The sequence below is a fragment of the Halobellus sp. MBLA0158 genome (assembly GCF_041477585.1).
Lineage (GTDB): Archaea > Halobacteriota > Halobacteria > Halobacteriales > Haloferacaceae > Haloquadratum > Haloquadratum rubicundus.
On the sequence record NZ_JBGNYA010000001.1, the window covers coordinates 623,188 to 647,739 of the forward strand.

Annotated in this window: 30 protein-coding genes; 9 read left to right on the forward strand and 21 right to left on the reverse strand. The window is 63.8% G+C overall.

From position 1 onward, the window contains the following. Nucleotides 1-34 precede the first annotated feature (34 nt). Complete coding sequence (locus tag OS889_RS03165) at nt 35-625, reverse strand: DsrE/DsrF/DrsH-like family protein (RefSeq protein WP_372387197.1); 591 nt, start codon at nt 623-625, stop codon at nt 35-37. Nucleotides 626-735: 110 nt separating this feature from the next. Next, nucleotides 736-981: a sulfurtransferase TusA family protein gene (locus OS889_RS03170; RefSeq protein ID WP_372387199.1), complete on the reverse strand. Its 246-nt coding sequence runs from the start codon at nt 979-981 to the stop codon at nt 736-738. A gap of 333 nt (nt 982-1,314) precedes the next feature. Here OS889_RS03170 and OS889_RS03175 point away from each other — a divergent pair, with 333 nt between their 5' ends. From OS889_RS03175 to OS889_RS03185, 3 genes are read left to right on the forward strand one after another with little or no spacing between them, the layout of a single operon-like run. Continuing rightward, on the forward strand, nt 1,315-2,508 hold the full coding sequence (locus OS889_RS03175; RefSeq protein WP_372387200.1) for an MBL fold metallo-hydrolase: 1,194 nt from the start codon (nt 1,315-1,317) through the stop codon (nt 2,506-2,508). A gap of 8 nt (nt 2,509-2,516) precedes the next feature. Then, on the forward strand, nt 2,517-3,074 hold the full coding sequence (locus tag OS889_RS03180) for a YeeE/YedE family protein (RefSeq protein WP_372387202.1): 558 nt from the start codon (nt 2,517-2,519) through the stop codon (nt 3,072-3,074). Nucleotide 3,075: 1 nt separating this feature from the next. Continuing rightward, the gene (locus OS889_RS03185) at nt 3,076-3,495 is read left to right on the forward strand and encodes a YeeE/YedE family protein (RefSeq protein ID WP_372387204.1); all 420 of its coding nucleotides are present in this window, start codon (nt 3,076-3,078) and stop codon (nt 3,493-3,495) included. Nucleotides 3,496-3,934: 439 nt separating this feature from the next. Here OS889_RS03185 and OS889_RS03190 read toward each other — a convergent pair whose 3' ends face one another. Together OS889_RS03190 and OS889_RS03195 are read right to left on the reverse strand one after the other, a co-directional pair. Beyond that, the gene (locus OS889_RS03190) at nt 3,935-4,591 is read right to left on the reverse strand and encodes a potassium channel family protein (RefSeq protein WP_372387206.1); all 657 of its coding nucleotides are present in this window, start codon (nt 4,589-4,591) and stop codon (nt 3,935-3,937) included. Between the two features lie 90 nt (nt 4,592-4,681). After that, a complete protein-coding gene (locus tag OS889_RS03195) occupies nt 4,682-5,320 on the reverse strand; it encodes a DUF2238 domain-containing protein (protein WP_372387208.1) in 639 nt (212 codons plus the stop codon). Between the two features lie 122 nt (nt 5,321-5,442). On the opposite strand from OS889_RS03195, the gene OS889_RS03200 reads away from it, so the two are divergent. Beyond that, entirely contained in the window at nt 5,443-6,066 is a 624-nt protein-coding gene (locus tag OS889_RS03200) for a metal-dependent hydrolase (protein ID WP_372387210.1), read from the forward strand. A 68-nt stretch (nt 6,067-6,134) separates the two neighbouring features. Here OS889_RS03200 and OS889_RS03205 read toward each other — a convergent pair whose 3' ends face one another. Next, entirely contained in the window at nt 6,135-6,317 is a 183-nt protein-coding gene (locus tag OS889_RS03205; RefSeq protein ID WP_372387212.1) for a hypothetical protein, read from the reverse strand. Nucleotides 6,318-6,438: 121 nt separating this feature from the next. On the opposite strand from OS889_RS03205, the gene OS889_RS03210 reads away from it, so the two are divergent. After that, nucleotides 6,439-6,834: a hypothetical protein gene (locus tag OS889_RS03210; protein WP_372387213.1), complete on the forward strand. Its 396-nt coding sequence runs from the start codon at nt 6,439-6,441 to the stop codon at nt 6,832-6,834. Nucleotides 6,835-6,881: 47 nt separating this feature from the next. Here OS889_RS03210 and OS889_RS03215 read toward each other — a convergent pair whose 3' ends face one another. From OS889_RS03215 to OS889_RS03230, 4 genes are read right to left on the reverse strand one after another with little or no spacing between them, the layout of a single operon-like run. Beyond that, on the reverse strand, nt 6,882-7,892 hold the full coding sequence (locus OS889_RS03215) for a cytochrome b/b6 domain-containing protein (protein ID WP_372387215.1): 1,011 nt from the start codon (nt 7,890-7,892) through the stop codon (nt 6,882-6,884). After that, the gene (locus tag OS889_RS03220) at nt 7,889-8,296 is read right to left on the reverse strand and encodes a hypothetical protein (protein WP_372387216.1); all 408 of its coding nucleotides are present in this window, start codon (nt 8,294-8,296) and stop codon (nt 7,889-7,891) included. Before OS889_RS03220 ends, OS889_RS03215 begins: the two co-directional genes overlap by 4 nt. After that, on the reverse strand, nt 8,293-8,934 hold the full coding sequence (locus tag OS889_RS03225; protein WP_372387218.1) for a 4Fe-4S dicluster domain-containing protein: 642 nt from the start codon (nt 8,932-8,934) through the stop codon (nt 8,293-8,295). The genes OS889_RS03220 and OS889_RS03225 overlap by 4 nt, the downstream gene beginning before the upstream one ends. A gap of 37 nt (nt 8,935-8,971) precedes the next feature. Continuing rightward, nucleotides 8,972-12,331: a formate dehydrogenase subunit alpha gene (locus OS889_RS03230; protein ID WP_372387219.1), complete on the reverse strand. Its 3,360-nt coding sequence runs from the start codon at nt 12,329-12,331 to the stop codon at nt 8,972-8,974. A 198-nt stretch (nt 12,332-12,529) separates the two neighbouring features. On the opposite strand from OS889_RS03230, the gene OS889_RS03235 reads away from it, so the two are divergent. Further along, the gene (locus OS889_RS03235) at nt 12,530-14,716 is read left to right on the forward strand and encodes a hydrogenase iron-sulfur subunit (RefSeq protein ID WP_372387220.1); all 2,187 of its coding nucleotides are present in this window, start codon (nt 12,530-12,532) and stop codon (nt 14,714-14,716) included. After that, nucleotides 14,716-15,342 carry a TorD/DmsD family molecular chaperone gene (locus tag OS889_RS03240; protein ID WP_372387222.1) on the forward strand — a complete coding sequence of 209 codons (627 nt, stop codon included), beginning with the start codon at nt 14,716-14,718 and terminating at the stop codon, nt 15,340-15,342. The genes OS889_RS03235 and OS889_RS03240 overlap by 1 nt, the downstream gene beginning before the upstream one ends. A gap of 4 nt (nt 15,343-15,346) precedes the next feature. Here the strand turns inward: OS889_RS03240 and OS889_RS03245 are convergent, their stop codons facing one another. Genes OS889_RS03245 through OS889_RS03255 form a run of 3 tightly spaced genes read right to left on the reverse strand, consistent with a single transcriptional unit; the run spans nt 15,347 to nt 15,976 of the window. Next, the gene (locus tag OS889_RS03245) at nt 15,347-15,574 is read right to left on the reverse strand and encodes a hypothetical protein (protein WP_372387224.1); all 228 of its coding nucleotides are present in this window, start codon (nt 15,572-15,574) and stop codon (nt 15,347-15,349) included. After that, nucleotides 15,567-15,845 carry a hypothetical protein gene (locus OS889_RS03250; protein WP_372387226.1) on the reverse strand — a complete coding sequence of 93 codons (279 nt, stop codon included), beginning with the start codon at nt 15,843-15,845 and terminating at the stop codon, nt 15,567-15,569. The genes OS889_RS03245 and OS889_RS03250 overlap by 8 nt, the downstream gene beginning before the upstream one ends. Further along, on the reverse strand, nt 15,836-15,976 hold the full coding sequence (locus OS889_RS03255; protein ID WP_372387228.1) for a hypothetical protein: 141 nt from the start codon (nt 15,974-15,976) through the stop codon (nt 15,836-15,838). The genes OS889_RS03250 and OS889_RS03255 overlap by 10 nt, the downstream gene beginning before the upstream one ends. Before the next feature lie 79 nt (nt 15,977-16,055). On the opposite strand from OS889_RS03255, the gene OS889_RS03260 reads away from it, so the two are divergent. Then, nucleotides 16,056-17,273 carry a DUF7405 family protein gene (locus OS889_RS03260; protein WP_372387230.1) on the forward strand — a complete coding sequence of 406 codons (1,218 nt, stop codon included), beginning with the start codon at nt 16,056-16,058 and terminating at the stop codon, nt 17,271-17,273. A 7-nt stretch (nt 17,274-17,280) separates the two neighbouring features. Here OS889_RS03260 and OS889_RS03265 read toward each other — a convergent pair whose 3' ends face one another. From OS889_RS03265 to OS889_RS03300, 8 genes are all read right to left on the reverse strand, one after another. Then, nucleotides 17,281-17,424, reverse strand: a complete 144-nt coding sequence (locus OS889_RS03265; protein ID WP_372387232.1) for a hypothetical protein — start codon at nt 17,422-17,424, stop codon at nt 17,281-17,283. A gap of 184 nt (nt 17,425-17,608) precedes the next feature. After that, nucleotides 17,609-17,947 (reverse strand): hypothetical protein, encoded by a 339-nt coding sequence (locus OS889_RS03270; RefSeq protein WP_372387234.1) that lies wholly within the window; start codon nt 17,945-17,947, stop codon nt 17,609-17,611. Further along, complete coding sequence (locus OS889_RS03275) at nt 17,944-18,087, reverse strand: hypothetical protein (RefSeq protein ID WP_372387236.1); 144 nt, start codon at nt 18,085-18,087, stop codon at nt 17,944-17,946. The genes OS889_RS03270 and OS889_RS03275 overlap by 4 nt, the downstream gene beginning before the upstream one ends. Continuing rightward, complete coding sequence (locus OS889_RS03280) at nt 18,087-18,350, reverse strand: hypothetical protein (protein ID WP_372387238.1); 264 nt, start codon at nt 18,348-18,350, stop codon at nt 18,087-18,089. The genes OS889_RS03275 and OS889_RS03280 overlap by 1 nt, the downstream gene beginning before the upstream one ends. 48 nt (nt 18,351-18,398) lie before the next feature. Continuing rightward, complete coding sequence (locus OS889_RS03285) at nt 18,399-19,160, reverse strand: DUF7124 domain-containing protein (RefSeq protein WP_372387240.1); 762 nt, start codon at nt 19,158-19,160, stop codon at nt 18,399-18,401. 598 nt (nt 19,161-19,758) lie between these two features. Beyond that, nucleotides 19,759-20,679, reverse strand: a complete 921-nt coding sequence (locus OS889_RS03290) for a hypothetical protein (RefSeq protein ID WP_372387242.1) — start codon at nt 20,677-20,679, stop codon at nt 19,759-19,761. Nucleotides 20,680-20,764: 85 nt separating this feature from the next. Further along, nucleotides 20,765-21,484 carry a hypothetical protein gene (locus tag OS889_RS03295; protein WP_372387244.1) on the reverse strand — a complete coding sequence of 240 codons (720 nt, stop codon included), beginning with the start codon at nt 21,482-21,484 and terminating at the stop codon, nt 20,765-20,767. Nucleotides 21,485-21,796: 312 nt separating this feature from the next. Further along, complete coding sequence (locus OS889_RS03300) at nt 21,797-22,786, reverse strand: Cdc6/Cdc18 family protein (protein WP_372387246.1); 990 nt, start codon at nt 22,784-22,786, stop codon at nt 21,797-21,799. Nucleotides 22,787-22,848: 62 nt separating this feature from the next. Between OS889_RS03300 and OS889_RS03305 the strand changes: the two genes are divergently transcribed. Further along, complete coding sequence (locus tag OS889_RS03305; RefSeq protein WP_372387248.1) at nt 22,849-23,886, forward strand: Cdc6/Cdc18 family protein; 1,038 nt, start codon at nt 22,849-22,851, stop codon at nt 23,884-23,886. Nucleotides 23,887-24,077: 191 nt separating this feature from the next. Here OS889_RS03305 and OS889_RS03310 read toward each other — a convergent pair whose 3' ends face one another. Beyond that, nucleotides 24,078-24,473: a GIY-YIG nuclease family protein gene (locus tag OS889_RS03310; RefSeq protein ID WP_372387250.1), complete on the reverse strand. Its 396-nt coding sequence runs from the start codon at nt 24,471-24,473 to the stop codon at nt 24,078-24,080. Nucleotides 24,474-24,552 lie beyond the last annotated feature (79 nt).

Genomic DNA, 24,552 nt, shown 5'->3' on the forward strand with positions numbered 1-24,552 from the left:
GCGACCACGGGACGGCACGGGCGACCGACCGAAGCTAGATCAGGAGTTGGATGTCGGCCTCGGCCATGTCCTGGATGGCCGTCGCCGCGCCGACGCCCGTGCGGACGCCGTCGTAGAAGTCGTCCTCGTCGTAGCCCATCAGGTCGATCGTCATCTGACAGGCCTGGAACTCCACGCCCATCTCCAGGGAGGTCTCGATGAGCTCCTCGATGGTCGCGGTGTCGTTGTCTTCGATCCGCCGTTCCATCATCGAGGTCGTGACGCGGTCCATCCCGGGGAGCGCGCCGACGACGTTCGGGACCGGCATATTGGGGTTGCCGACCGAACTGAGCTTGAGGTCCGTCGAGCGCTCCTCGTGGAGGATGTCCAGGCCCCAGAAGGTGTGGAAGACCGTCACCTCGTAGCCGAACGCGGCGGCCGTGCTCGCCAGGATGAGCGGCGGGTACGCCATGTCGAGCGTCCCTTTCGTGGCGATGATGGACATCTTCTTTCCGCCGTCGTCGGCGTCGCCCTCGGCCAGCCGCGCTTCGAGCTCGTCGACGCGGGCGGCCAACTCCGCGCGCGTCGGCGCGTCGTCATCCGATGGAGCGTTCTCCGCGTCGGCGCCGGAGGCGTCCGTACTCATCTCAGCGCACCTCCGTTGCCGTCGGCGCGTGCCCCGAGATGATTCCCGGACGGCGCTGCGGGCCCTCGCGGGCTCTCGCTGTCGACGGTGGATCCGACCTTGCCCATCGTCTACTCCGTCTTGCGCACGTAGTGCGTGTACACGTCGCCCTCTTCGACCTGGTCCAGCATCTCGACGCCGTCGGTGCCGGACGCCCAGCCGTCGAGGTCGCTCATACTGCCGGGGTCCGTGGCGACCACTTCCAGCACGTCGCCCTCGTCGAGGTCGTCGACGGCGGACTTCGTCTTCACGACCGGCATCGGACACGAGGCACCTTTCACGTCGAGCGTCTCCGTGATGTCGAAATTCACACTCATTGTAGGTCCGCTCCTTGTTCGTATTGGAGCTACTGCACAATACTGATGCGGAGATTAAAAGAATGTCGATTCTTGTATCTACGGCACACTTCTACTCCCGCGAATTTTCTGATCCAACACGCGGTCGCGCTCGGAAACGCGCGGAAAACAGTACTAGCTGATCGCAGTGAACGGCAGATGTGCGGATATGTCGGAATCAGAACTGTCTCTCGGCTCCGTCTGCCGTTCGATCGACGCGTCGCTTCCGTTTCTCCCGACTATCTATATTGCATAAAATACGAACTACTATGCAAACCCTTTTGTGCGCCTACCCGGTACGAACGGATGCACAACATGGATCCCGAAGACTTCCCGACGCCCGACGCGGACGTCGAGAGTGTCGACCCGGAAACGCTCAAGGACCGCATCGACGCCGGCGAGGACGTCACGATCCTCGACGCGCGGATGCAGTCCGATTACGAGGAGTGGCGCATCGACGGCGAGAACGTCACCTCGATCAACGTCCCGTACTTCCAGTTCCTCGACGAGGAGATCGACGACGACGTCCTCGCTTCGATCCCCGACGACCGCGAGGTCACCGTCCTGTGTGCGAAGGGCGGCGCCAGCGAGTACGTCGCGGGGACGCTCGCAGAACGGGGATACGACGTCGATCACCTCGAAGACGGAATGAACGGCTGGGCGCGCATCTACGAGCGCGTCGAGGTCGCCCGGTACGACGGCGCCGGCACCCTCTATCAGTACCAGCGGCCCTCCTCGGGCTGTCTCGGCTACCTGCTCGTCGCCGACGGCGAGGCGGCCGTCGTCGACCCGCTGCGGGCCTTCACCGACCGCTACCTCGACGACGCCGACGAACTCGGCGCCGACCTCGTCTACGCCCTCGATACGCACATCCACGCGGACCACATCTCGGGCGTGCGCGACCTCGACGAGGCGGGCGTCGAGGGCGTCGTCCCCGCGAACGCGGTCGACCGCGGCGTCACCTACGCCGACGAGCTGACGACGGCCGCCGACGGCGACACCTTCGAGGTCGGGGGAGCGACCGTCGAAGCTATCTACACGCCGGGCCACACTACCGGTATGACCTCCTACCTGCTCGGTGGGAGCCTGCTCGCGACCGGCGACGGGCTCTTCGTCGAGAGCGTCGCCCGCCCCGACCTCGAAGAGGGCGACGAGGGCGCCCCCGACGCGGCGCGGCTGCTCTACGAATCGCTCCAGGAGCGCGTGCTCTCGCTCCCGGACGACACGCTCGTCGGCGGCGCCCACTTCAGCGACGCCGCCGAGCCCGCCGCCGACGGGACCTACACGGCCCCGATCGGCGACCTCGTCGCGGAGATGGACGCGCTCTCGATGGACGAGGACGCGTTCGTCGACCTGATCCTCGCGGATATGCCGCCGCGGCCGGCCAACTACGAGGAGATCATCGCGACCAACCTCGGACAGCACGCCGTCGACGACGAGGAGGCGTTCACCCTCGAACTCGGGCCGAACAACTGCGCGGCGAGCCAGGAATCGCTCGCGGGTGACTGAGCGGGCCGATGATCGCTGATCCGGTACCGCTCCAGCTGTTCGCCGAGCTGTTCCCCGACGGGATCAGCCGCTACGCCGTCGGCGGACTGCTCGTGGGCCTCGGCGCGGTCGTGATCTACGTCGGGACCGGCATCGCCGCCGGCGCGAGCACCTTCCTGGAGTCGACGCTGTCGTACGTCTCCGAGCAGTCGCGGTTCCAGCGGTACGTCGGCTCGCGGGACTGGCGCGTCGTGTTCACGCTCGGAATCGTCCTCGGCGCGTTCGCCTTCGCCGCGACCGTCCAGTCGGGCGTGCTCGCGACGCCCCTCTACGACCCCGGCTCGACCGAGGGGCTGTACGAGGCCTTCGGCGTGACGCTGTGGACGACGGACGTCCAGCCGTGGCGGCTGTTCGTCGGCGGCGTCCTGGTCGGGATCGGCACCCGGATCGGCAAGGGGTGTACCTCCGGTCACGGCGTCTGCGGCGTCGGCTCGGCCTCGAAGACGTCGCTCGTCGGCGTCGCGACGTTCCTCTTCGTCGCCATCGTGACCGCGCAGGTCGTCGCCGCCTTGGGGGTGAGTCCATAAGATGGCTGATCGGCATCCCCTCTTTATGCCGCTGATCCTCGTCGGCGGGCTGATCTTCGGCTTCGGGCTCGGCTTCAGCCAGATGGCCCGGCCGGAGGTCGTCTTGGACTTCCTCCAGTTCGAGGACTTCGGCCTGCTCTTCGTGATGTTCGGCGCCGCGATCGTCACCGGGGTCGGCTTCGCCGTGATGCCCCGGATCCGCGACGCAGCGCCGCTGACGGGCGACCCATACGAGCGCCGGCTCAAGCCCTTCGACCGGAACGTCCTGGTCGGGGGCGCGATCTTCGGCGTCGGCTGGGGGCTCTCGGGCATCTGCCCCGGCGCGGCCTACGCCAGCCTGGGCGTCGGCAACGTCACCATCCTGTGGGCGCTCGCCGGGATGTTCGTCGGCGCGTACCTCCAGGGCTACGTCCGGAGCTGAGCCCGCCTCTTCGCCCTTTTCGTATCGCCCCCGACCGCGTGAGCGCCCTCGCTGCGCCCGCGCCCGCGACGATCCCGATCCACTGCCGACCACTCTTCCCTCCCCGCCGACGCTGGTTTCGCCTGTCAGCCTGGGATAATTACCAGACTGCGACAGGATGTGTGCTAGAAGTCTGCCTCTCGTCTGACGCGGTTTTAAGTCACGAACGGCCGATCACACACTCGGGCGCGCACCGACGGCCTCACGGGGCTTCGGCCTCGTGATGGGAGCGCTCGCACGTCCCGCTCGTTCGATCGCCTCGCGGTCGCGAGTCCCAGTGTGGGCGCTCCCGTCGCTCCCATCCTCCCACCGCGCGCCCGGCACGCGGCGTTGCACCCCGGTTCGACGGCGTCGTCGTCCCCCCGGCGACGCACTCGACCGCCTTTCGGCGCTCGTTCCCTCACTCGCCCAGCAGCGCCGCTCGCGTCCGTTCGAGCCCGTCGTCGTCGACCACGAGCGCGAGCTGGTCGCCGGCCTCGACGACGGTTCCGGGGAGGGGAATCGTCATCTCCTCGCGCTCGCGACCGTGCGCGTAGATCCGCCCGAAGTCGCCGAGGTCGATCTCGTTGACCTTCTGTCCGACCACCGGCGCGTCCGCGGGGATCGTCACCGTCGTGAGCCGGAGCTGTTCTGTGAGCTCGCCGAGCGCGTTGAAGCTCCCGCCGAGGAGCGCCGTCTTCGCGCCCGCAGCGCCCAGCCGCTCGGGGTAGACGACCTCGTCGACGTCCTCCTCGTAGCGCTCGTAGATCTCCTCCCGGTAGTCCTCGCTGATCCGCATCACCACGCGACAGCCGAAGCGCTTGCCGATCATACAGGCCGCGAAGTTGCTGTTCGGATCGCCGGTGAAGCCGCCGAGCGCGACGGCGTTCTCGACGCCAGCCCGCTTCAGCACCGACTCGTTGGTCCCGTCGCCCTCGACGACCTCGAAGCCGGCCTCGCGGGCCCGGTCGGCCTTGTCGGGGTCGTTCTCGACGACGACGACCGCCCGGCCCTCCTCGTGGAGGATCCGCGCGGTCCGCGCGCCCACCCGTCCGTACCCGACGATGATGAACGTCATATGCCAACGTAACACACTCCGCACACAAAAGCGTGGACCCGCACGGAGCCGGGAAGTCCGGGACGGAAGCGGAGGACACGCGGCGTCGACTCATTCCGCGTCCGTGGCGTTCGCCGCCAGGAGGCGCTCGCGGATGGTCTCGACGAGGTCGGAGAGCCGCTCGGTGCCGAACAGCGCCACGAGGAGCGCGCCGACGCTGTCGAAGACGAGGTCCAGGATCGTGTCCTCCAGCCCGTACTGAATCAGGACGGCCTCCGCGCCCGCCGCGTCCGCCGCGAGTCGCCCGACGAACTCGACGACCTCCCAGAACACGCCGAGCGCGAGCGTGAAGAGGAGCAGGAACACCGAGAGGAACCGCGGGGGAAAGGAGACGGCCTCCGAATGGAGGTCGATGGCGCGGGTGGCGGCGTAGCCGACGGCGGCGACGAGCGCGGCCGAGAACGTGTGTGTCAAGTGATCGTACCACACGATATTCTCGTAGAGGCCGATCATCCCGAGCGTGTGGAGGAGCACCGCGAGCGTCACCACGAGCGTGAGCCCCGGCGAGAGGCGGAGATTCCAGTCCCGCCGGAGGAGCGCGGGCAGGTAGGTCACGCCGAGGGCGAAGACGGCGTTGACGACGACCCCGAGGTTCAGCGTCGCGACGCCGACGCCGAGGACGACCGCGATGGTCATCCGCATCGCGCTCGCTGCGAGCCGCGCGGCCGTCGTCCGGGAGGGAAGCCGCATAGCCGGCCGTTCGCGGCCCGTGGTGAAAAACGGGAGCCCCGCGAATCTGGCATATTCCTCGCCAATACGTGCTAGCGCGACACACGAAACGGTCTTACGCCGGATTCGCCTACTACACGGTGATGATGGCCACCACGCACGCGCTCGCGGGCGTCGTGCTCGCCGTGACCGTCGGCGCGTTGTTCCCCGAGAGCGCGGCCGGAACGTCGCTCCTGCCGGTCGCCGCCGCGGCGCTGGGCGGCCTGTTCCCGGACTTCGACCTCTACGCCGGCCACCGCCGGACGCTCCACTTCCCGGTGTACTTCGGCGTCGCCGCCGCCCTCGCGACCCCCGTCGCGGTCGCGGTCGGGACGCCCCTCGCCGTCGGCGCGGCCCTGTTCCTCGCCGCCGCGGCGCTGCACTCGGCGATGGACGCCCTCGGCGGCGGGCTCGAACTGAAGCCGTGGCTCGGGACCTCCGAGCGGGCCGTCTACAGCCACTACCACGGCCGGTGGATCCGCCCCCGCCGGTGGATCCGCTACGACGGCGCCCCCGAGGACCTCGCGCTCGCGGTCGGCTTCGCGGTCCCCGCGGCGTTCGTCCTCGACGGCCTCGCCGAGTCGGTCGTGTTCGCCGCCGTCGCGGTCTCGGCCGTCTACGTGCTGCTGCGGAAGCCGATGGTGCTCGCCGCCGAAGTCGTCGTCGACGCGCTCCCCGATCAGCTCGTGGCCCGCCTTCCGGCCCGGTTCGTCGAGGACTTCCGGTAATCGTTTTCGCTTCTGCCGTCGCTGGGTGCGGCCCTCGCCCTCTGCCGCGCTCTTTCTCGACGTCGCGATCAGGCCATCGACAAGGTCGACACGACGAGTCCGACGAGGAACACCGCCAGCGCGACGACGGTGCTCCACCGCGACCACGCCGACTCCCCGGACCCGCCCTCGCGGGTGAACACGAACACCACGCCCGCGAGTGCCAGTAGCAGTACCGCCGCAGCGTACACGGTGTACAGTATCCCTGCCATATGCTATGAATTATCACGATAGTACAAAAAGATGGACCCGATCGACCCCCGATCGGGGCCGCGGGAACCGGGGACTGCGGCGGGCCAAAGGGTAATGTCGATCCCCCTGTTACGGGGTGGTATGCGAATCGAACTCAGGGTCTGCAAGCACTGCCACGAGGGCGAACACGGAAACGAGCAGAAGACCGCCGTGACGCGGGATATGGTCCGGTGCGCAAAGCAGGTCAGAGAGTACAAGGACCTCGTGAGCCTCGACGGCGTGTACATCACGATGGTCGAAGAGGGCGACCCCGGCGGCGCGGAGGCGCTCCCGGCCATCGTCGCCCGCATCGAGAACGACCAGGTCGCCCTCTCGGACACCCAGCTCGTGATGGAAGACCAGGACGGCAATATGCTCGTCTACCCGGAGCCCGAGGACATCCTGAACGTCCTCACGCGCAACATCGATCAGATACAGGAACAGACGCGTCAGGACGTCACCGTCGAGCTCTCCGAGCAGGGCGCGAAGCTCCTCTGAGAGGAGAGGCGAAAAATACTAAATGGGAGAACGGCGACGGTCTCCGGTCAGTCTTCTGCGGGCTCGCCGCCGTCGGTGGCGGTGCGGCCCTCCTCGCTGACTTCCTTTTCGAGTTCGCGCTCCCAGCGGACGCGCAGCACGTTCCCGTACATCGACAGCACGAGGCCGAAGAGCAGGACGAAGATGCCGATGTTGATCCCGACGGTCAAGAGGAGGTTCGTCGGCCCGCCGCCGATGGCGATCTCGCGGGGGACGGGATACCCCTCGTCGAACAGGCTCCCCAACAGCACCGAGACGATGCCGATGACGACGAACGAGCCCATCACCGTCGAGGCCCACCGCCAGGAGGGCGACAGCGACAGATTCTCGATGCCGGTGCCCTCCGGCTCCCCGTCGCCGTGGTGCTCCGGCACCATGCTCCGCGGGATGAACGCCTTCGTCTCGATGGGGTAGAACGCGGGGTGGAAGCCGTGTTCGTAGATGTGGAACATCACGCCCATCAGCATGATGACGCCGAGCAGTCCGTGGAAGACGACGAACGCCATCGCGGCCGCCTTCGTCGCGAAGAGGTCCATAATTCCGGTCTTGCTCCAGATGAGCAGCCCCGAGATGGTCAGAAGCGTCAGCTCGATGGCGAAGATGAACACGACGCCCTTGCCGACGTACGACAGCAAGGGCACCTCGTCGGCCGTGTGACCGGCGAACTGTCGGGCGTTGGGATGGCGTTCGTCGGCCCGTCCGAGCATAAACCTGATGTCCTGAACGAACGCCTCCATATCTCCCCGTTTGGGCAGGATCTCTCGGAAGTTGCTCCGACCGGTCGGAGAGATCACTTGGAGGACGATCCAGAACACGACGAGAGCGACGAGGCCGGCGCCCGCGACCCGGTGGACGGCGGCCACGCCCGCGGTGCCGCCCATCAGGCTCGCCAGCCACCACAGTTCGTCGTTGAACATGATGCCGTAGCCGGTGAAAAACAGGAAGAACACGTCCAGCGCCAAAAGCGAGTGGAAGACCGTGGTGACGCGCGTGAACTTCCCGTGATCGAGGTTGGTCATTCGGACCCACCTCCCTCACCGCCGGTGGTGCCGCCGTCGGCGGCGACGGCCTCGCCGCCCGTCTCGTCGGGCTGGCGCATCCGGTTGGCCAGCCGCCGGAACGCCGCCCAGTGGAGGAACACCATCAGGAGGATGAAAAGCCCCATCAGGACGTCGGCGGCGTGGACCAGGGCGACGAGGAAGTCCAGCGAGGGGATGGTGTTCCCGGCCACCCAGTCGGCCCCGACCCCGCGGCTGGGACCGGTCGCCGTCGGGCCCACCCGGAACAGCGTCTCGTAGAACGGGCCGAACCCCGAGGCCCACCAGATGGACAGCGCCGCCACCGCGACCCCGACGAGCGCGCTGAGGTAGACCTGCCAGGCCTCGTACCCCCGGACCTCGGGGAGGTCCTCCGCGTGGCTCATGCGAACTCACCGGCGTTCTCGCCGAAGATGATGTTCATCGCGACGTCGTTGAAGAAGACGCCGCTGTCGCGCTTTTCCATCTCGTCGGCGATCTCGCCGGGCGAGCCGACGAGGATAGCGTCGGTGGCGCACTCCTCGGCGCAGGCCGGGCCCTTGCCGACGTCCTGGCGCTCTTCGCACATCGTACACTTGTCCATCGTCCCGCCCGTGCCGAACAGCTTGGCGGCCCCCTCGTCCTCCTCGGGGAACTGCGGCGCGCCGAACGGACAGGCCGACAGGCAGTACTGACAGCCGATACAGAGGTCGTCGCGGACGTCGACGAAGTCGCCGTCGGTCTTGATGAGCGAGTCGGTCGGACAGACCGACACGCAGGGCGCGTCCGAGCAGTGGTAACACTGCATCGGAATGGCCGTCTCGCCGGGATTTTCGCCGGCCTCCAGCGCCCGGCCGCTGGCGGCGTTCATCCCGTCGGCGCCCTCTTGGCCCTCCAGCATCGTCGAGATGCTGATCCGCTGTTCGTCCCGCGGCACGTCCCACGTCCGCTTGCAGGCGACGACGCACCCGCCGCAGTCGATGCAGGCCTCCACGTCGGGGAAGATGCGGGTCCCCTCGCCGACACTCATCACGCCATCACTCATTACTTCCTTAGATGATTTTGACATTCGGTGTCACCTCCTATTGGACCGCCTCGCTGTCGCGGACGTCGAAGTCCTTCTGGAGACCCACGCCCTCGCGGTCCTGCGGGAACTCGATGTCGACGTCCATATTGAGCTGTTCGAGCAGCTCCGGCGTCGCCGGGCGGACGGCCACCATCGACACCTTCGTCTCCTGCATCTGGGTCTCGACGTCGTAGCCGCGCGCCGTGATGGCGTTGGCCGAGTCGCCGATCGCGTAGGGGACCATCCCCTCGGGGTATTTGTCCTCGAGGCTCTGGCCCTTGAAGACGCCGCCCCAGTGGTACGGCAGGAACACCTCGCTGTCGTTGGGGCGGTCGGTCACGCGGGCCTTCACCAGCACGGAGCCCTTGTCGGTCGAGGAGACGACCACGAGATCGCCGCCGTCGACGCCGAGCTCGTCGGCCTTCGCGGGCGTCATCTCGGCGTACATATGCGGCTGCAGGTCGGCGGTGTGGATGTTGTTCCGCGTCTCCGCGCCGCCGCCCTGGTGTTCGACCTGCCGGCCGGTCGTCATGATCGTATCGAGGTCCGGCCCGTCGCCGTCGCCGTGGATGATGTCCGTCGCCCGCTGCTGTTCGACGGCGTTGTTCTGGTCGAGCCGGTAGAAGTTGAGCTGTTGGCCGTTCGCGGGCCACTCTTCGACCAGGTCCGGCCGCGGGCTCTCGATGGGCTCGCGGTGGACTGGCACCTTGTCGAGGAAGTTCCAGACGACCGCCCGCGCCCGCCCGCGTCCGGTCGGAGCGTCGACCTGCCGGTAGTCGTACTGCTCGTAGAACTCCTCGTCGATGTCCTTGTCCATCAGCGGGTTCTGATTCAGCGCCTGCGCGGCCGTGTAGACCGACTGATCGGGACTCAGCGCGTGTTCCTGCGGGATCGTGAGTTCGTCCGACTGCGTGCTCCGCGTCGGATCGAGCACGCTCTCGGGGAAGGTGGTCTTCCAGCCCGGATACTCGGGCACGCCGTGGACCATCCCGTCCTCGGCGCTCTCGCGCTCGCCCGCCCAGTCGGGGTCGTAGGGATCACGCAGGAGGCTCAGCGCGTCCGCCTGGCTGTCGTAGGTGTCGCCGACGGCGTCGAGCGTCTCCTGGAACGGGTACGGTTCGTCGGTCGGCATCGCGTCCCAGTCCTCGGGGGTCGGCGCCTGCACGCCCCAGCGCGCGCGGAAGTCCTGGCCGCCCTCGCGGGGGTCCCAGTCGTCGTTCCAGATGATGGGCGTACCCGGGTGGCCCTCGCCCCAGCAGGGCCAGGGCAGCATCCAGTACTCGCCCTCGACGGGCGTCCCCGGCGCCCCCTGCAGGTCCTCGTCGGAGAACGCGTAGTCGTACTCCAGGTGCTGCTGGAGGCGCTCGGGCGTCTGGCGGTAGCCGATGGTCATCGTCCCGAGGTTGAACTCCCGGATGACCGACTCGTAGCTGGACTTGCCGTTGTGGATCTCCGGGCCCTCGCCCCAGTCGAAGTGCTCGCCGAAGCCCAGGCGGTCGGCCAGCTCCTGCATAATCTGCAGGTCGGGCTTGGAGTTGTGCTTCGGCGGGCCGACCGGCTCGGACCACTGGGTCGAGCGGTGGGAGTTGGTCAGCGAGCGGTAGTGCTCGTACTGGCTGGAGGCCGGCAACAGCAACACCGGCGGTCCCTCCTCGTAGTCGGGGAGAACGCTCGCCACGGAGGGGAACAGGTCGATGACCACGAGCAGGTCGAGGTTCTCCATCCCCTCTTTCATCTGTTCCATCTCGCTGATGGAGTTCGCCGAGTGGCCCCAGAACACCGCGATCTTCAGCTGATCGGGCTGGTAGATCGGCGTCTCCTGATACCGGTCACCCTGATCGAGCGCCGCCTCGAACCACCGGGCGACCGTCAGCCCGTTCTGGAACATCATCGAGTTCTCGGCGGGGTTGGCCGGACCGTGGCCCGGATCGTCCCGGCTCTCCGGGAGGTCGGCGTCCTCCGAGCCCTCGTACTGCGGGCTCTGTCTGATGTACTTGTCCGGCGGCATCAGCTCGAACCGGTCGTACATGTCCGCGAACGAGGTGGAGCCGCTCGTCTGCGGCGTGTTGTCCCACACGTCGGCCCACCACGACCAGCCGCCGGGCGTCAGCCCGTAGTACCCCGGCAGGATGTGGCTCGCCACCGCGAGGTCGGTCGCGCCCTGGACGTTGGCGTGGCCGCGCATCACCTGCAGGCCGCCGCCGACGCGCGCCGAGCTTCCGGACGCGAGGCTCGTGAGCGCGTACGAGCGGATGTTCTGGGTGCCGTTGTTGTGCTGGGTGCCGCCCATCGCCCACTCGATCTGGACGTGCGGGCGGTTCTCGGCGATGAGGTCCGCGATGCGTTCGATGTCCTCGACCGAGACCCAGGTGATGTCGGAGACGGTCTCCTTGTCGTAGCGGTCGAGTTCCGCGGCCGCGTCCTCCCAGCCCTGGACGCGGTCTGTCAGCATGTTCTGCCCGCTGTCGTCGGCGTCGGGGTCGACCGCCAGCCCGTGGCGGTCCCGGAGGTCCTTGATGACGCCCATCATCAGCGCCACGTCGGTCCCGGGACGGAACCGGACGAACTCGTCGGCGTGGGCCGCGGTCTTGGTGAACCGCGGGTCCAGACAGAGGATGGTCCCGCCGCGCTTCTGGCCCTCCAGGATGTGCTGCATCGCGATGGGGTGGGCCTCGGCGGGGTTCTGCCCGACGATGATGTTGAGCTCGAAGTTCCGGTAGTCGTTGATCGTGTTCGTCATCGCGCCGTAGCCCCACGTGTTCGCGAGGCCGGCGACGGTCGTCGAGTGGCAGATCCGCGCCTGGTGGTCGATGTTGTTCGTGCCCATGAACGCCGCCAGCTTCCTGATGGCGTAGGACTCCTCGTTGGAGTGGTGGGCGCTGCCGAGCAACATCACGCTCTCGCGGCTGAGTTCCTGGTCGACGTCGACGGCGTCCGACGGGCTCGTCGGATCGTCGGGCCACAGCGCCCGGATGTCCGTGGCCAGCCGGTCGTAGGCGTCGTCCCACGAGAGCTTGCGCCACTCGCCGTCCTCCTGTATCATCGGGTGCTTGACCCGCTTTTCGGAGTGTTCGGTCTCGTAGATGCCGGCGCCCTTCGAACACAGCGACCCGCTGTTTATCGGGTGTTCTTCCCACGGCTCCATTCCGACGAACGCGTCGCCCTGCTTTTCGCCCAGGAAGCCGCACCCGACCGAACAGTAGTTACAGATCGTCTTCGAACGCTCGCCCGTGGTGTCTTGCCCGTCGACCTCGCCCTCGCCCTGTGCGAGTGCCTGTCCGACGCCTCCACCAGCCAGCGTCAGCCCCCCCGCCAAGGCGCTCGCTTTCAGGAACGACCGCCGGTCGAGGTCGAGCGATACCGGTTCAGCACTCATACACAGTCCCTCGGTATGCGAATTGGTAGCATAGCCGACTCCCATAGTGCTTCCGTGCAATCTATAATAAAAGTTAACGTTGGATTTAGGGCAACCTAAACCAAAATCCAGTAATTTTCGCCGGGAGTGAAACGGGATTCAGTTTCGATTCGGCGATTCGGCGAAAGGCATTTGGGTAGGTCACCCATGCCACAGGCTATGAACGTCGGCGCCTTCGTGTGTTCCTGTGGTGGCTCCTGTGACATCGATCTCGAGTCCGTTCGGGACGGCGTCCGCGACGTCGACGTGGTCGCCAGCTCCGAACTGCTCTGTCAGGACGGGCGGGAGCCGATGGCGCAGGTCATCGAGGAGTACGACCTCGACCAGGTCATCGCGACGACGCCCGCCGACAGTTGCCAGGCGCGCATCCGCGAGGTCGCGGACGCACAGGGGCTCCACCCCGACGCCACCGCGTTCGTCGACCACCGCGAGGGCGCCGCCTGGGTCCACGACGAGCAGGCGGCCACGGAGAAGGTGGCGCGCCTGATCAACCGCACGTACGCCGGCCTCGAACAGGAGGCCATCTCGCGGACCGTCTCCCGCGACGCGGGCGACAGCGTGGCGGTCGTCGGCGACGCCGAGGGCGCGGCGGCGCTCGCCGACACCGCCGACGTGACGCTGATCGCCGACGGCCGGGACTTCGCCGACGTCGAGGAGCTGTCGGACGTGACCGTCGAGCGCGGCCGCGTGACGGCGGTCGAGGGCCACTTCGGCGCCTTCGAGCTGACGCTGGAGGCGCGGGTCACAGACAACTGCATCGACTGTATGGAGTGCGTCCGGGAAGGCCCCGACGGGATGGTGACCGCCGATCCCGTCGACGTCGCGCCCGAGGCCGACGGCGGCGAGTGGGTCGAGGTCTGTCCGACCGACGCGATCGACCTTGACGGCGTCGAGCGGACGCTCACCTTCGATCAGGTGGTGATCCCGGGCGCCCGGCCCGCGGCCCCGGCCGGCGAGGTCGGGCTCTACACCAGCCAGATCGACGCCGGCACCGTCGCGGCCGTCGAGTCCCGCCTCGGCGGCATCGAACACCCGCAGTACCTCGATCTCGATATGGACGTGTGCGCGTCCGGCGCGTCCAGTCAGCGGGGGTGCAACGAGTGCGTCGACGCCTGCCCCCACGGCGCCGTCGACCGGGTCGCCGTCGACGAGGTGGCCTTCGACGAGGTGGCCTGTCAGGACTGCGGCGCCTGCACGAGTTCGTGTCCGACGGGTGCCACGGGGCTCAGAGAGCCCTCCAACGAGCGCATCGCCCGCGAGGTGGAGGCCCTGCTGACCGCCGAGAACGACGAGGGCGGGTGGTTCTCGTGGGGGAGCGACGCCGCCATCGACACCGAGGTGGTCGCGTTCGTCTGCTCGGAGCGGGCCGCAGAGCGCCTCCGGGCCTACGGCCGCCGCGCCCGCCACGCCGACGACGTCGACTACCCGCCGGTCCTGCCCGTCGAGGTCAACTGCACGGACACGGTCGGCGAGGCCCACGTGATGCACGCGCTCGCCGCGGGCGCCGACGGCGTGGCCGTCGTCGGGTGCGGCGGCGACTGCCTGCACTCGGGGCCCGACCCGAAGGTCGAGCTGGTCGAGCGGCTGAACCGCGCGACGACGGACCTCGGCCTCGGCGAGCGCGTCGGCTTCTTCGCGCCCGAGACCGAGGGGCCGGACTCGTTCGTCGCGGAACTGTCGACGTTCGTCGACGGCCTCGAGGAGTCGCCGGTCCCGGCGGGCGAACACGTCGCCGAGGGCCGCGCCCGCGACGTCGCCGCCGGCGCCGGGAGCGGCGGTGCCGCGATGGCCGACGGCGGCCCGCGACCGCCCGGCGGCGACGGTCACGGCCCCGCGTTCAACAGCCACGAGTGGACCCTAGAGAGCGTGCGGACCATCACCGACTACGTCGACCCCGAGCGCGACGTCGTCCGCGGGCTGAAGGACTTCGGCTGGATGGATGTCTCGGACGCCTGCAACCTCACGCCGACGTGTACGAACCTCTGTCCGACCGACGCGGTCCAGCGCACCGACGAGGCGGACCTGCTGTTCAACCACGAGCGCTGTGTCAACTGCGGCCTCTGCGAGGAGGGCTGTCCCGAGACGGCCATCACGATGCGGGACGGTCTGGACCTCTCGCGGCTGCCCGAGAACCGCGGCGGCGAGGCCTGGGAGACGGTCTACGAGGGCGAGATCCTGGAGTGCGTCCGGTGCGGCAAGCCCTTCACGAGCGTCGAGTCCGCCGAGAAGATCCAAGACGAGGTCGGCGAGCAGGTGGCCGGCATCGCCCCCGACAGCGACCACAGCATCTTCGAGTACTGCAGCGACTGTCGCGCGGGGCTCCTCTTCCAGCGGGGTGAGAACTGATGGACGACGCCGCCGTCTACGACGCCCGCCTCGAACTGGTGGACTTCTGCATCGAGGTGTTCTGGGACACGCCGGGCGAGGAGTTCGTCGCCGAGCTGTTGGACGGGTCGGTGTCGATGCCCGACGACCCGATCACCGACCACATCGACGAGGGCTTCGAGCGGCTCGAAGCCTGGCGCGAGCGCAACCGCGACCGCTCGCCCGAGTCGGTCCACCAGGAACTGGAGCGGGAGTACACCCTCCTGTTCGTCGGGCCGCGTCCCCCCGTGCTCCCCCACGAGACGTACTACCGGGACGACACCGACTTCCTCGGGGAGGGGCTGGCCGAGGTGTCGGCCAGCTACGCGGCCGCCGGGTGGAGCCCCCCGGAGGAGTACCCCGAAGAGGACGACTTCATCGCCGTCGAGTTGGCCTTCCTGCGGCACCTGATCGAGCGCCAGCGGCGGGGCGACGCGGAGACGGTCGGCTTCGAGCGGGTGTTCATCGAAGAGCACCTCCAGCAGTGGGTCGACCCGTTCCTCGCGGAGATGCGCGAGGAGGCCGACGACGGGCTGTTCCTCGCGGCCGCGCTGCTCTTCCGCGGGCTCGTCACCTTCGAGGACGAACTGGTCGCCCAGCTCGCCTGAGGCGCTAGCCCGCGCGGTAGACGGCGGCGAAGGAGGTCGCGAGCGCGACCGCCGCCAGCGCGACGGCCACGGGCGTCGACTGCTCGACGGTCCGCTCCATAATGTGGTAGGCGGTCCAGCTCTGTTCGAACTCCGCGAGCAGGGCCACGAAGCCGACGGCGCCGACCACGATACACAGCACCACGAGACTCGCGAGGGCGACCGATCCGGCGTACCGGCCGGTCTCACGCATCGTCGATCACCGCCCGGCCGACGACCAAGATCACGAACAGCGGGCCGAGCACGACGAGCAGCCGGCTGACGAAGACGGCGGTGTAACTGAGCGTCGACTGCAGGTGAATCGCCCAGTGCCAGGTGCCCTTCACCTCGGCGATGATGGCGACGGTGCCGACGAGCAACAGCGACAGCCCCAGCAGCGCCGTCAGGAGATACACCGCGATGCGGACGTACCCCAGGGCGGTCGCGGCGTCGATTCCCATCCGGCCGTCGGACTCTACGGCCATCCGCCCACCTCCCGGCGATAGATGTCGAAGAGCACGAGGAAGAACACGACGGCACCGACGCCGAGGATGGTGACGGCCAGCCGCGGCGACAGCGGCAGATTCGGCCCGGCGTGGATGGGAACGAGTGTCACACACACGGGAATACGGGCAGAGTAAGTAAACGCTTGCGCCCACGCAACGCTTTTGTCGACGTACCCCTAGTCGCGTGCAATGTCATCACGCCGCACAGTACTGGGCACACTGGCCGGCCTCTGCAGCAGCCTCGGGCTCTCGGGCTGTATGCGCGTTCTCGGAGAGCGCGCGCCGACGCCCGCGGACCTGCCGCCGAATCCCCACGCCGAGGGCCTGCCCGACCGCCAGCACGCCTGGGACGGCGCGCTCCGGAGCGACCGCCACGGCAATCTCCTGCCGCCCCGCCACCACCGCGTGCTCCTCTTGGACCTGGACACGACGCCCGACGACGACGCCGCCCGGACCGTCGAGCGGGCGATGCGCACGCTGGAGGGCGCCTACGACTGGGGTCCCGACGGCCTGTTCCACATGCTGGCGTGGGGGTCGCGGTACTTCGAGCGGCGCGGGCGGCTCGACTCCGGGCCCATCAGGGAACCGCGGGTCATCTCCCGGACGGACGACCCGGACCTCCTCGCGTTCGACGCCGCGGTGGTCTTGGCCAGCGACGTGCCCTCGCACCTGGCCGCGGCCGAGAGCGCGCTCCGCGGGGACCGCGAGACGCTGAACGGCGTGTCCGTCGACGCCCACCTCGCCGAGGTGTTCGCCGTCCGCGGCCGCCGAACGGGGTTCGTCGGCGAGGGGCTCCCCGCGGCACACACGGACGCCGAGGGGGTGCCCGCGGGCGCCGTCCCCGAGGACGCGCCGCTCTTCACGGGCTTCTTCTCGGGGCGGCAGGGCACCCAGGCCACCGAGGACCGGGTCACCATCGCGGACGGCCCCTACGAGGGCGGGACGACGATGCACCTCTCGCGGCTCGATGAGTCGCTGTCGGGCTGGTGGGACCTGAGCGAGTCCGAACGGGTCGAGCGGATGTTCTCCGGCGACGTCGACCCCGCGGACCTGGCGGACTTCGAGACCACGGTCCCCTTCACGGGCGGGGTGGCAGAGCGCGTCGCCGACCACGGCGTCGCGGGGCACCACGAGAAGGTCGCCCGCGCCCGCGAGGACGGCCGGCCGATCATCCTCCGGCGGGACTTCAACACCGTCGACGGCGGGCAGGCGGGCCTCCACTTCCTCTCGTTGCAGGCGTCGCTCGCGGACTTCGAGAAGACGCGACGAGCGATGAACGGGTGGTACCTCCGCGACGACCACGAGGACGTGACCGACCGCTCGAACAACGGCCTGTTGGACTTCATCACGGTCGCTTCCCGGGCGAACTTCTACGTCCCGCCCCGGCGGAATCGGGCCTTCCCCTGACCTTCGATTACTCCTCGTCGGGCGCGGTCACGTCGCCGTCGACCTCGCCGGGGCTCATGTCGACCGGCCAGACGCCGTGGTCCCAGACCTTGAACCCGTTGTACTCCTCGACGGCCCCCTCCGGCTCGTAGTCCGTCTCGTGGTGTGCCATACCACACCAGTCTGCGGGCCGGCGGCTTAACGTTTGTGTCGGGCCGACTGCCGGTCGCCGTTCGCCGGCGGTCGCACTCTCCGGCCGCGGTGAGCACCGCAGGACGATACTGGGGGCCGGAGCCGAACGGGAGCGGGAGCGAGAACGATAATGAGACCGAGACCGAGATCGGGTGCCAGCGGTCTCAGGTCGGTGGCGCGTTCGGCGGCCGCTCCTCGTCGTCGTCGAGGAAGACGCTGGCGAAGAGGTCGACGTGCAGTTTCAGGACCGCCGCCTCGTCGATGCCCGCCTCCGCGGCCTGGGATTCGAGGAACGCGGCGAGGTCGTCGGTCGGCTCGTAGCGCACCTCCCGGCCGTCGACGGTGAATTCGACCTCGTGGACGCCCGCGACGAGGTGTTCGATCTCCAAGAGCGCCTGCTCGACCTTGGTCTCTAAGGCCTCCTCGGTGTCCATCAACCGCTGTTCGCCCCACTCTTCGGCCGCCGCGTGAAAGCGGTCGTCGACGGTGAACGAGAGGGTCAATACGACACCCCCTCGCCCTCGAAGGCCGTCTCCCAGAGCGTCTCCTCGCCGCACTCCGGGCACTCCTGTTTGAGCTCTGACCGCTCGAACCGCCCGAGGTTGGCCATCGTCCCGCAGACGGAACACTCGAAGTACGGCATCACTGGGGCGGCCAGGTCTCGGGTGCGGGATCGGCTTCCGTGACCTCGCTGTAGAGGCCGACGAGCAGGCCGAGGAACGCGATCAACACGAGGAGCCCAACGACGCCGCCGACGGCCGTCTGACCGACGTACGCCGACGTGTCGAAGGCCATCCAGTTGAACCGTCCCGCTACGTCCAGTACCGTCAGCACCGTCCACAGCGTCGCGACCAGTATCGCGACGGTGACGATGCGCGCCTCCCTGAGTGCCGTTCGCAAGCTCATTGTGTACGCCTCTCACGGATATTGCACACCGGCCGTCAAAAAACTATGTCACGCACCCTCGTGGTCCCAGCCGGCCTTCTCGGCGGCCTCCGACAGCGGGAGGAACTCCCAGCCGGCCCGCTCGGCGATGCCCTCCTCGCCCTCGCGGCCGACAAGCACCAGCCGCTCGGCGTAGAACATCGAGTTCTCGTCGATGTCGGCGAGCCGCTCGGCCGGCTCCATCCCCGATCCGTTGAAGAAGTCCAGATCGAGGTGGTGGTCGCGCTGGAACTTGTTGAGGACGTGCGCGGGGACGCCGCCGACGATGCCGATCCAGTCCGCCCAGCGGTTCGCGTCGGCGAACGCCCCCGACGGATTCGCCAGCGCCGTCGCCGCCTCGTAGGTCAGCGCCAGCGTCATCTCGTCCACGCCGCGGCCGTGCGGGCCGGCGTTCTCCGCGTCGGATCCGCTCGCCGCGTCCGCGTCGGCCCCGTCGGCCGCGCTCGACTCGCCTCCGGCGACGCCGCCCGCACCGCCGCCCTCCTTCGGAATGCCGACGGGCTTGTCCTTATCCGAGCGGGGGACGTGTGGGACCCGCGTCTCGGCGGGGTCGGCCCGGGCCGCCTCGCCGTCGGCCGCGGCGTCGACGGTCCCGGATCCGTCGTCGGAGTCCGGGCTTCCGGGTGGTGCTGATACGCCCGCGGCCGCTGTTCCGTCGTCGCGGTCGCCCCCGGGCGCCGTGTTCTCGGGACTGAGCCAGTCGCCGTCGTCCGAATCGTCCTCGCGCTCGCCTTCGGTCGTCAGTTCGTCCAGATTTACGTGGTCGGTCATCGTTCGAGTGGCCTCCCCGCGCCCGGCGCGTGCTCGGCCTGCGGTCCGCCGTCGGAAGCGGGGTGTGTCATCTGGTGTCACAAGCGGACGTCGAGTGATAAAGTTTCCGCGGGACGGCGCTCCGGTCGCTCGGCGGACGTGAGGCCGTTCGGACGAACGCGCGGTAGAAAGAGCCTAGGCCGGGATTTGAACCCGGGGTCTCGTCCTTACCAAGGCGTTGACACCTTCCGTGGCCTGAAACCCGAGTTTTGTCCGGAGTCAGGCAACACGTTTTCGACCGGTTTGTTGAGTGTCGACGCTGTCTTGGATTCTGCCGTATTTTCGGGTGCTGGCAGGTTTCTCCGTCACTGTAGTATTATCTTGCACCCTCTTGAAACACCGGGCAAGCAGGCTTCGGGCCTGAGATATAATGCGAGGTCCGAAGGTATACTTCCCGAGGGAGTCCAACATCTCGGCGGCTTCATTCCGCGTGAGGGGGTCGTCACAGATTTCATCGTTTCCGGTGACAGGGGGTATCCTAACTATATCGCGCATCCCACGTGTATCAGCTGGATATGTCCTGGTGGAGCGCAGTCCTTTGCCTACGAAGGATTGCGTGCTAGTGCTCTAATTCTATCTCCTCCAGAGCCAACCTAATGAATTGGTATTCGACGTCATTTTCATCAAGGTCTGAAAGTTCTGAGATTGTGATATTCTCTAGTTCGATTTCAGGGATGTCATCAATTAGCTGGAGGCCCGGGGGTAGACCATTAGCCGGCCCTGCTCTTCTTACTGATTCCGTCATTAAAACGGGGAACAGTGTAAGTCCGTCACCGGAATAGCGGTTTTTGAACTCACGGAAATGTGCATCAGGCGGATTTGGGAAATTTTTGTAGAAGACTATCTGGAACAGTAGTTGATGGTGATCTCGAATTTTTCCCTGCTCAATCTGTTCTTGTTCTATTTCCTTCGCTGCGGCTTTCGCAGGTTCCCGTTGTGGACTTGGCAGAATGATAGTAGTGTACGTATCCCCTCGATCTACGAAGGAACAAATGATATTCTCCTCTCTATCAGTTGATTCACCATTGTTCCATTTATACAGAGTTTCAAAGAATGCCTCTGCCATTTCTTTTTCACTAAATATCACCCCGATAGACCATCCACTCGGAGTCCCAACATAGAGGTTTCCTTCCCACGTCGAGTTATCCCACTTCTCAGGCAAGGGATGAACAAAGGCGCTCGTGATTGACAGGACGATTCTCTCTAATATTTGCTCTATTATTATTAGACCGATAGATAGACCAATTCCGAAAGGAGATCGAATAGAAATAATAGAAGTGATAACACCAATTAGCGTTAGTACCCTTCCTGTCCATTTCACCTTCGTTTCGTGTGTCTCGTGAACGACAATTTTTGGGAGATGACCTTCCTTCTCGATTCTAATCCAATTCCTACGCCGATTATTAGCCAAAATAAGTTTGTTGCGTACTCTAATCCAGTAGCGCCGAAAGAGATCACGAAGAGGCCAGTCAATACCCATCAGAAGATACCAGTCATAATAGGTATTAGAAACCTTTGCTGAACGTAACCGTCCAAATGCCCGCAGCGAAACTGGAATTAGCAGATTATTCGGTTATATCTTGTTCAAGATTTACCTTAATCGATAGAATATGAATTGAATTCTCGTCCAGTGGCTCCTCTTCCCCACCGTCTGCATAGAAGCCATCACCTCGTCTGAAATCTGAACCGTAGCCAGTAAGATGGTTAATCCGGTTATAGGTATGCTCATTTCCGATATATCCCATAAACAATTCCGTAAATAGCGATTTCGGCTGCTTGCTGTGATATTTCTGGGTCAAGATTGTATCATCCTCAAATTCTCTTAAGTCAGTTCCCACAACCGATACTGCAGGAACAACCGCCATCCCGTTGGTAGAATAATCAATTACGAATGAATCTGTAGTGAGTCGAAGCATACTTTCGCACTGTTCCCTCAATTTACCAAAATTAGTATAATGTCCACTTTCCCGCCTCTTTGCTTGAACTAATATCGCCGTTTGTAGTGTGTAGCCAGATGATGAGACATCATACATAATTGCATAATCTGCACCTATATCACTCTCCATATGTCTTTGGACTCTGTCAGCAGTCACATAGAACTCGTCAGGAATACTGTCGTTAGAAGGAACGTGGCTAGCGATTTCTTGAAGGAATCCACTAGTAATATCATCCTCTTCTTTATGGATTGCAGGATCGGATATAGAGTAGTTGTCAATTGTATTCTCCGCTGCTTCTTGGATTTCCTCACCTAATGCGTAAGCATAACTCCCGTAATCCTTAATCATAGAGAGAGTTGAATCGTAGAGTGGAATATAATTAATCAATAGGAAGAAGAGTATACCCCAGAATATCTCGGGTGATCTAAATATCCCTGATATAATCACGCCGTCTCTCTGCTTTGTCAGCGCTTGAACCCTTGTTGTAGTGTTTGTCCAGTACCTTTCCGCTCATATTGACCTGTTCTCTGGTCACGTCCTTGGGTTGTCTCGTGTTCTGAGTGTCTATCCGATCGATGACCGTTTAGCTAAACACGGTCTGAGAGGCGCGTGAGATAAAGAAGGAGGTCGCGTTCAGATGGGTCTGAGGAATATTTAGACTCAGGTCATTTTCAAATTCTCTATTGAAATCTTGGTTTCACCTTCTTGTTCTGCTTTTCTCCCTGCTTTGTGTAGTGTTTTGAGTGCTGTTCGGCAGTCACCTGAGTTTTCGGCTACCTGTTGGGCGATGGCCTCGATGACTTCGTCCGGTACGGCTCCAGGCTGAAACGCCTTCTCGGCTCGTTTCTCAAGGATTTCCTGGAGCTGTGAAGCGTTGTAGGGCTGGAATTGGAGTGTTTGACAGTTCAAACGTGAGCGGCTTCTGGGATCGAGTTGGACTTGTTGTGGTGGCTGGTTGGAGACCATTACTAGGCCGAGGCTGTTTTGGCTTTCTTGGTTGACCATTGAGAGGTCGTAGATGACTTCGGTGGGGTCTTCCAGTTGGTCAAATTCGTCGATTGCGACGGCAACGCCTCGGTTTTTGTCCAGCCACTCCTTGATCTTCGACAGGAGTTCGTCGATGGGTTTGCCCTTCCGCGGTGCTGGGTACCCGAATTGTATAAGTAGTTCTGTTAGGAGGCTGGGGCGGGTGTTGTATTTCCAAGAGTTGATGAAGACGGCTTTGCCCGAGGTTTCGTCTTCGAATTTGTCGAAGACGTGTTTGACTGTCGTTGATTTCCCTATGCCGGCGGGTCCGTGTACCAACAGATTCTCCGGCGTTTTTCCGTGTCTTACGGGTTTGATTGCTTGTGCTATGCGTTGGATCTCTGTTTCTCGGCCTACCGGTTTCTCCGGTTGGTGGCCGCTGTCAAGGTATTTTTCCGACCGGAAAATGTTCCCTTCTGAATTGGATTCAAACACGTCTGGTTTGGACACCTCCCTAAGTGATTCTGTTTTTCCGAGTTTTAGTTTCAAAAGAGAGGGTTGGCTCCTTGTTTCACTTGCAGAGCCGTAGACAAACCAGAAAACAACCGGAATAACCGGTACAACCCTCGTAACGGCTTTAAATAACAGTTCACCCTTATTTACAACTAATAACCTCTGACTCAACCGAACACCGGTACCTGAAAACCAGTATACCGCTTGTAACCATCCGACCTTTTCCTGCTACTATGAACTCCTCTACGTCTTTGATCTCCGACCCAGGACCACTCCAACCCGAAACAATACCACTCGAATTTGAGTGCCGGCAACAAGCACTGGAACAACTCAAAAACCGTGCTGACAGCGGCCGGAACATCCACCTCTACGGAGAAAGAGGTACTGGAAAAACCCACCTCACACTATCCACTCTCCAATCAATGGATGACGTGCAAACCTGCTACGTCGACTGCCGACACTGCCAAACACAGTACCAAATACTTCAACAAATCCTCCGAAAATTGACCGGAGAACCCGTCAAAGACGGATTACACACTTCCACGCTTCAACGCCGAATCGAAGACCGGACTACCGCAGTACAGACAATAATCGTCTTAGATGAAATCGATTTCCTACTACAAGAAGACGAAGACAGCACTCTCTACCACCTCTCACGCACATCCAACCCAATCCACCTCGTCACTATTTCACCCAACAAAACCGAATTACAAGACCACTTAGAAGAAAGAACATACAGTTCTCTCCAACCCCAAACCATCCAACTACAACCATATACCGAAGACCAAACCTACCAAATCCTGCTACAAAGAGCACAGAAAGCCCTAAAACCACAGACACTGCAAAAACAAGCCCTCGGAAAAATCACCTCACAAGCCGACGATCTCAAGTCTGGTCTGCATTGGCTGAAAGCAGCTGCCGAAACAGCAGAAAACGCAGTAACCGTCTCCACCGTTGAACAAACCCGAGAGAAGGCTTTCAAGCAGCACGCACAGCAACTGCTACAACCATTCACCCAGCACCACCACCTAACCCATCAAGCCATCAAAGAACTCCACAGTGAACTTGGAACAGTGACTGCTGGAGATGTCTACCAAAAATACCGTGAACTCACGGACAAACACGAAATAGACTCACTGACTGACCGGAGGATCAGCGACTATCTCAAGCACTTAGAGCTGCTTGATTTGATCGAGGCAGAATATCACTACGGTGGACGAAAAGGTAAAACCAGGGAGATCACCGTCAAGAGATCCGTATCTAATCCATAATAGCAATTAATATACTGTTATCCTAACCCGTGTGTGGTGCTCGGGCCAATCTCCTCACCAAACGATACGAGATCTTCTGATGGCAGCCAAGTAACAAAATATTCTTTCAATTATTGTGATGACTCGTAGTAACTGGGACTGCATCGTAGATGTTTGGGATTGGAACGAGTATCTGCGAAACCGATGAAATGTTAATCCGATGAATAGCGTGGATTGAGTTCGGCCTCGATTGCTTCCTCTATTAGTCGCCTTCGTTCACGGCTCCCTGTCACCTCAACGTACTTGATCGCTGTTCTATCCCAAATATTTCCTTCCCGACCTCCTTCTATATTGATTTCATCATCATCTTCGACCAACGCCAACAGATTACTCCCGCTCCTTGTACGAAAGTGATCGCTGATGCGTCGAATTAGAGCCTGCGTCTCCCCAACGTACAACAATTCACCCGTCCTCCGATCATAGATACCATACACGACACTTCGTTTTGATGCACTCGGTTCCTGAAGTTTGAATTCTCTGATAAGTCGTTTATCCTCTGCATTCAAAGACTTCGCTATTTCTCCTGAAACCAAGTCATCGAGACCCATAGAGTTATTAAACGAGTGGTAGGACCGTAAATCTTCAGCAGAGTTTGGCTCTACTCGTAGTCTGTTACAAATCACTGGT

Excerpts from the sequence above, each read along its gene's own strand:
- OS889_RS03260 (WP_372387230.1), top strand. The coding sequence starts at position 16,056 with ATGTCATCACGCCGCACAGTACTGGGCACACTGGCCGGCCTCTGCAGC.
- OS889_RS03305 (WP_372387248.1), top strand. The coding sequence starts at position 22,849 with ATGAACTCCTCTACGTCTTTGATCTCCGACCCAGGACCACTCCAACCC.
- OS889_RS03170 (WP_372387199.1), bottom strand. The coding sequence starts at position 981 with ATGAGTGTGAATTTCGACATCACGGAGACGCTCGACGTGAAAGGTGCC.
- OS889_RS03245 (WP_372387224.1), bottom strand. The coding sequence starts at position 15,574 with ATGCGTGAGACCGGCCGGTACGCCGGATCGGTCGCCCTCGCGAGTCTC.
- OS889_RS03180 (WP_372387202.1), top strand. The coding sequence starts at position 2,517 with ATGATCGCTGATCCGGTACCGCTCCAGCTGTTCGCCGAGCTGTTCCCC.
- OS889_RS03215 (WP_372387215.1), bottom strand. The coding sequence starts at position 7,892 with ATGACCAACCTCGATCACGGGAAGTTCACGCGCGTCACCACGGTCTTC.
- OS889_RS03295 (WP_372387244.1), bottom strand. The coding sequence starts at position 21,484 with ATGATTAAGGATTACGGGAGTTATGCTTACGCATTAGGTGAGGAAATC.
- OS889_RS03200 (WP_372387210.1), top strand. The coding sequence starts at position 5,443 with ATGATGGCCACCACGCACGCGCTCGCGGGCGTCGTGCTCGCCGTGACC.
- OS889_RS03235 (WP_372387220.1), top strand. The coding sequence starts at position 12,530 with ATGAACGTCGGCGCCTTCGTGTGTTCCTGTGGTGGCTCCTGTGACATC.
- OS889_RS03165 (WP_372387197.1), bottom strand. The coding sequence starts at position 625 with ATGAGTACGGACGCCTCCGGCGCCGACGCGGAGAACGCTCCATCGGAT.
- OS889_RS03220 (WP_372387216.1), bottom strand. The coding sequence starts at position 8,296 with ATGAGCCACGCGGAGGACCTCCCCGAGGTCCGGGGGTACGAGGCCTGG.
- OS889_RS03225 (WP_372387218.1), bottom strand. The coding sequence starts at position 8,934 with ATGAGTGATGGCGTGATGAGTGTCGGCGAGGGGACCCGCATCTTCCCC.
- OS889_RS03310 (WP_372387250.1), bottom strand. The coding sequence starts at position 24,473 with ATGGGTCTCGATGACTTGGTTTCAGGAGAAATAGCGAAGTCTTTGAAT.
- OS889_RS03195 (WP_372387208.1), bottom strand. The coding sequence starts at position 5,320 with ATGCGGCTTCCCTCCCGGACGACGGCCGCGCGGCTCGCAGCGAGCGCG.
- OS889_RS03290 (WP_372387242.1), bottom strand. The coding sequence starts at position 20,679 with ATGGGTATTGACTGGCCTCTTCGTGATCTCTTTCGGCGCTACTGGATT.
- OS889_RS03240 (WP_372387222.1), top strand. The coding sequence starts at position 14,716 with ATGGACGACGCCGCCGTCTACGACGCCCGCCTCGAACTGGTGGACTTC.
- OS889_RS03175 (WP_372387200.1), top strand. The coding sequence starts at position 1,315 with ATGGATCCCGAAGACTTCCCGACGCCCGACGCGGACGTCGAGAGTGTC.
- OS889_RS03275 (WP_372387236.1), bottom strand. The coding sequence starts at position 18,087 with ATGCCGTACTTCGAGTGTTCCGTCTGCGGGACGATGGCCAACCTCGGG.
- OS889_RS03190 (WP_372387206.1), bottom strand. The coding sequence starts at position 4,591 with ATGACGTTCATCATCGTCGGGTACGGACGGGTGGGCGCGCGGACCGCG.
- OS889_RS03210 (WP_372387213.1), top strand. The coding sequence starts at position 6,439 with ATGCGAATCGAACTCAGGGTCTGCAAGCACTGCCACGAGGGCGAACAC.
- OS889_RS03185 (WP_372387204.1), top strand. The coding sequence starts at position 3,076 with ATGGCTGATCGGCATCCCCTCTTTATGCCGCTGATCCTCGTCGGCGGG.
- OS889_RS03230 (WP_372387219.1), bottom strand. The coding sequence starts at position 12,331 with ATGAGTGCTGAACCGGTATCGCTCGACCTCGACCGGCGGTCGTTCCTG.
- OS889_RS03285 (WP_372387240.1), bottom strand. The coding sequence starts at position 19,160 with ATGACCGACCACGTAAATCTGGACGAACTGACGACCGAAGGCGAGCGC.
- OS889_RS03250 (WP_372387226.1), bottom strand. The coding sequence starts at position 15,845 with ATGGCCGTAGAGTCCGACGGCCGGATGGGAATCGACGCCGCGACCGCC.
- OS889_RS03265 (WP_372387232.1), bottom strand. The coding sequence starts at position 17,424 with ATGGCACACCACGAGACGGACTACGAGCCGGAGGGGGCCGTCGAGGAG.
- OS889_RS03205 (WP_372387212.1), bottom strand. The coding sequence starts at position 6,317 with ATGGCAGGGATACTGTACACCGTGTACGCTGCGGCGGTACTGCTACTG.
- OS889_RS03280 (WP_372387238.1), bottom strand. The coding sequence starts at position 18,350 with ATGAGCTTGCGAACGGCACTCAGGGAGGCGCGCATCGTCACCGTCGCG.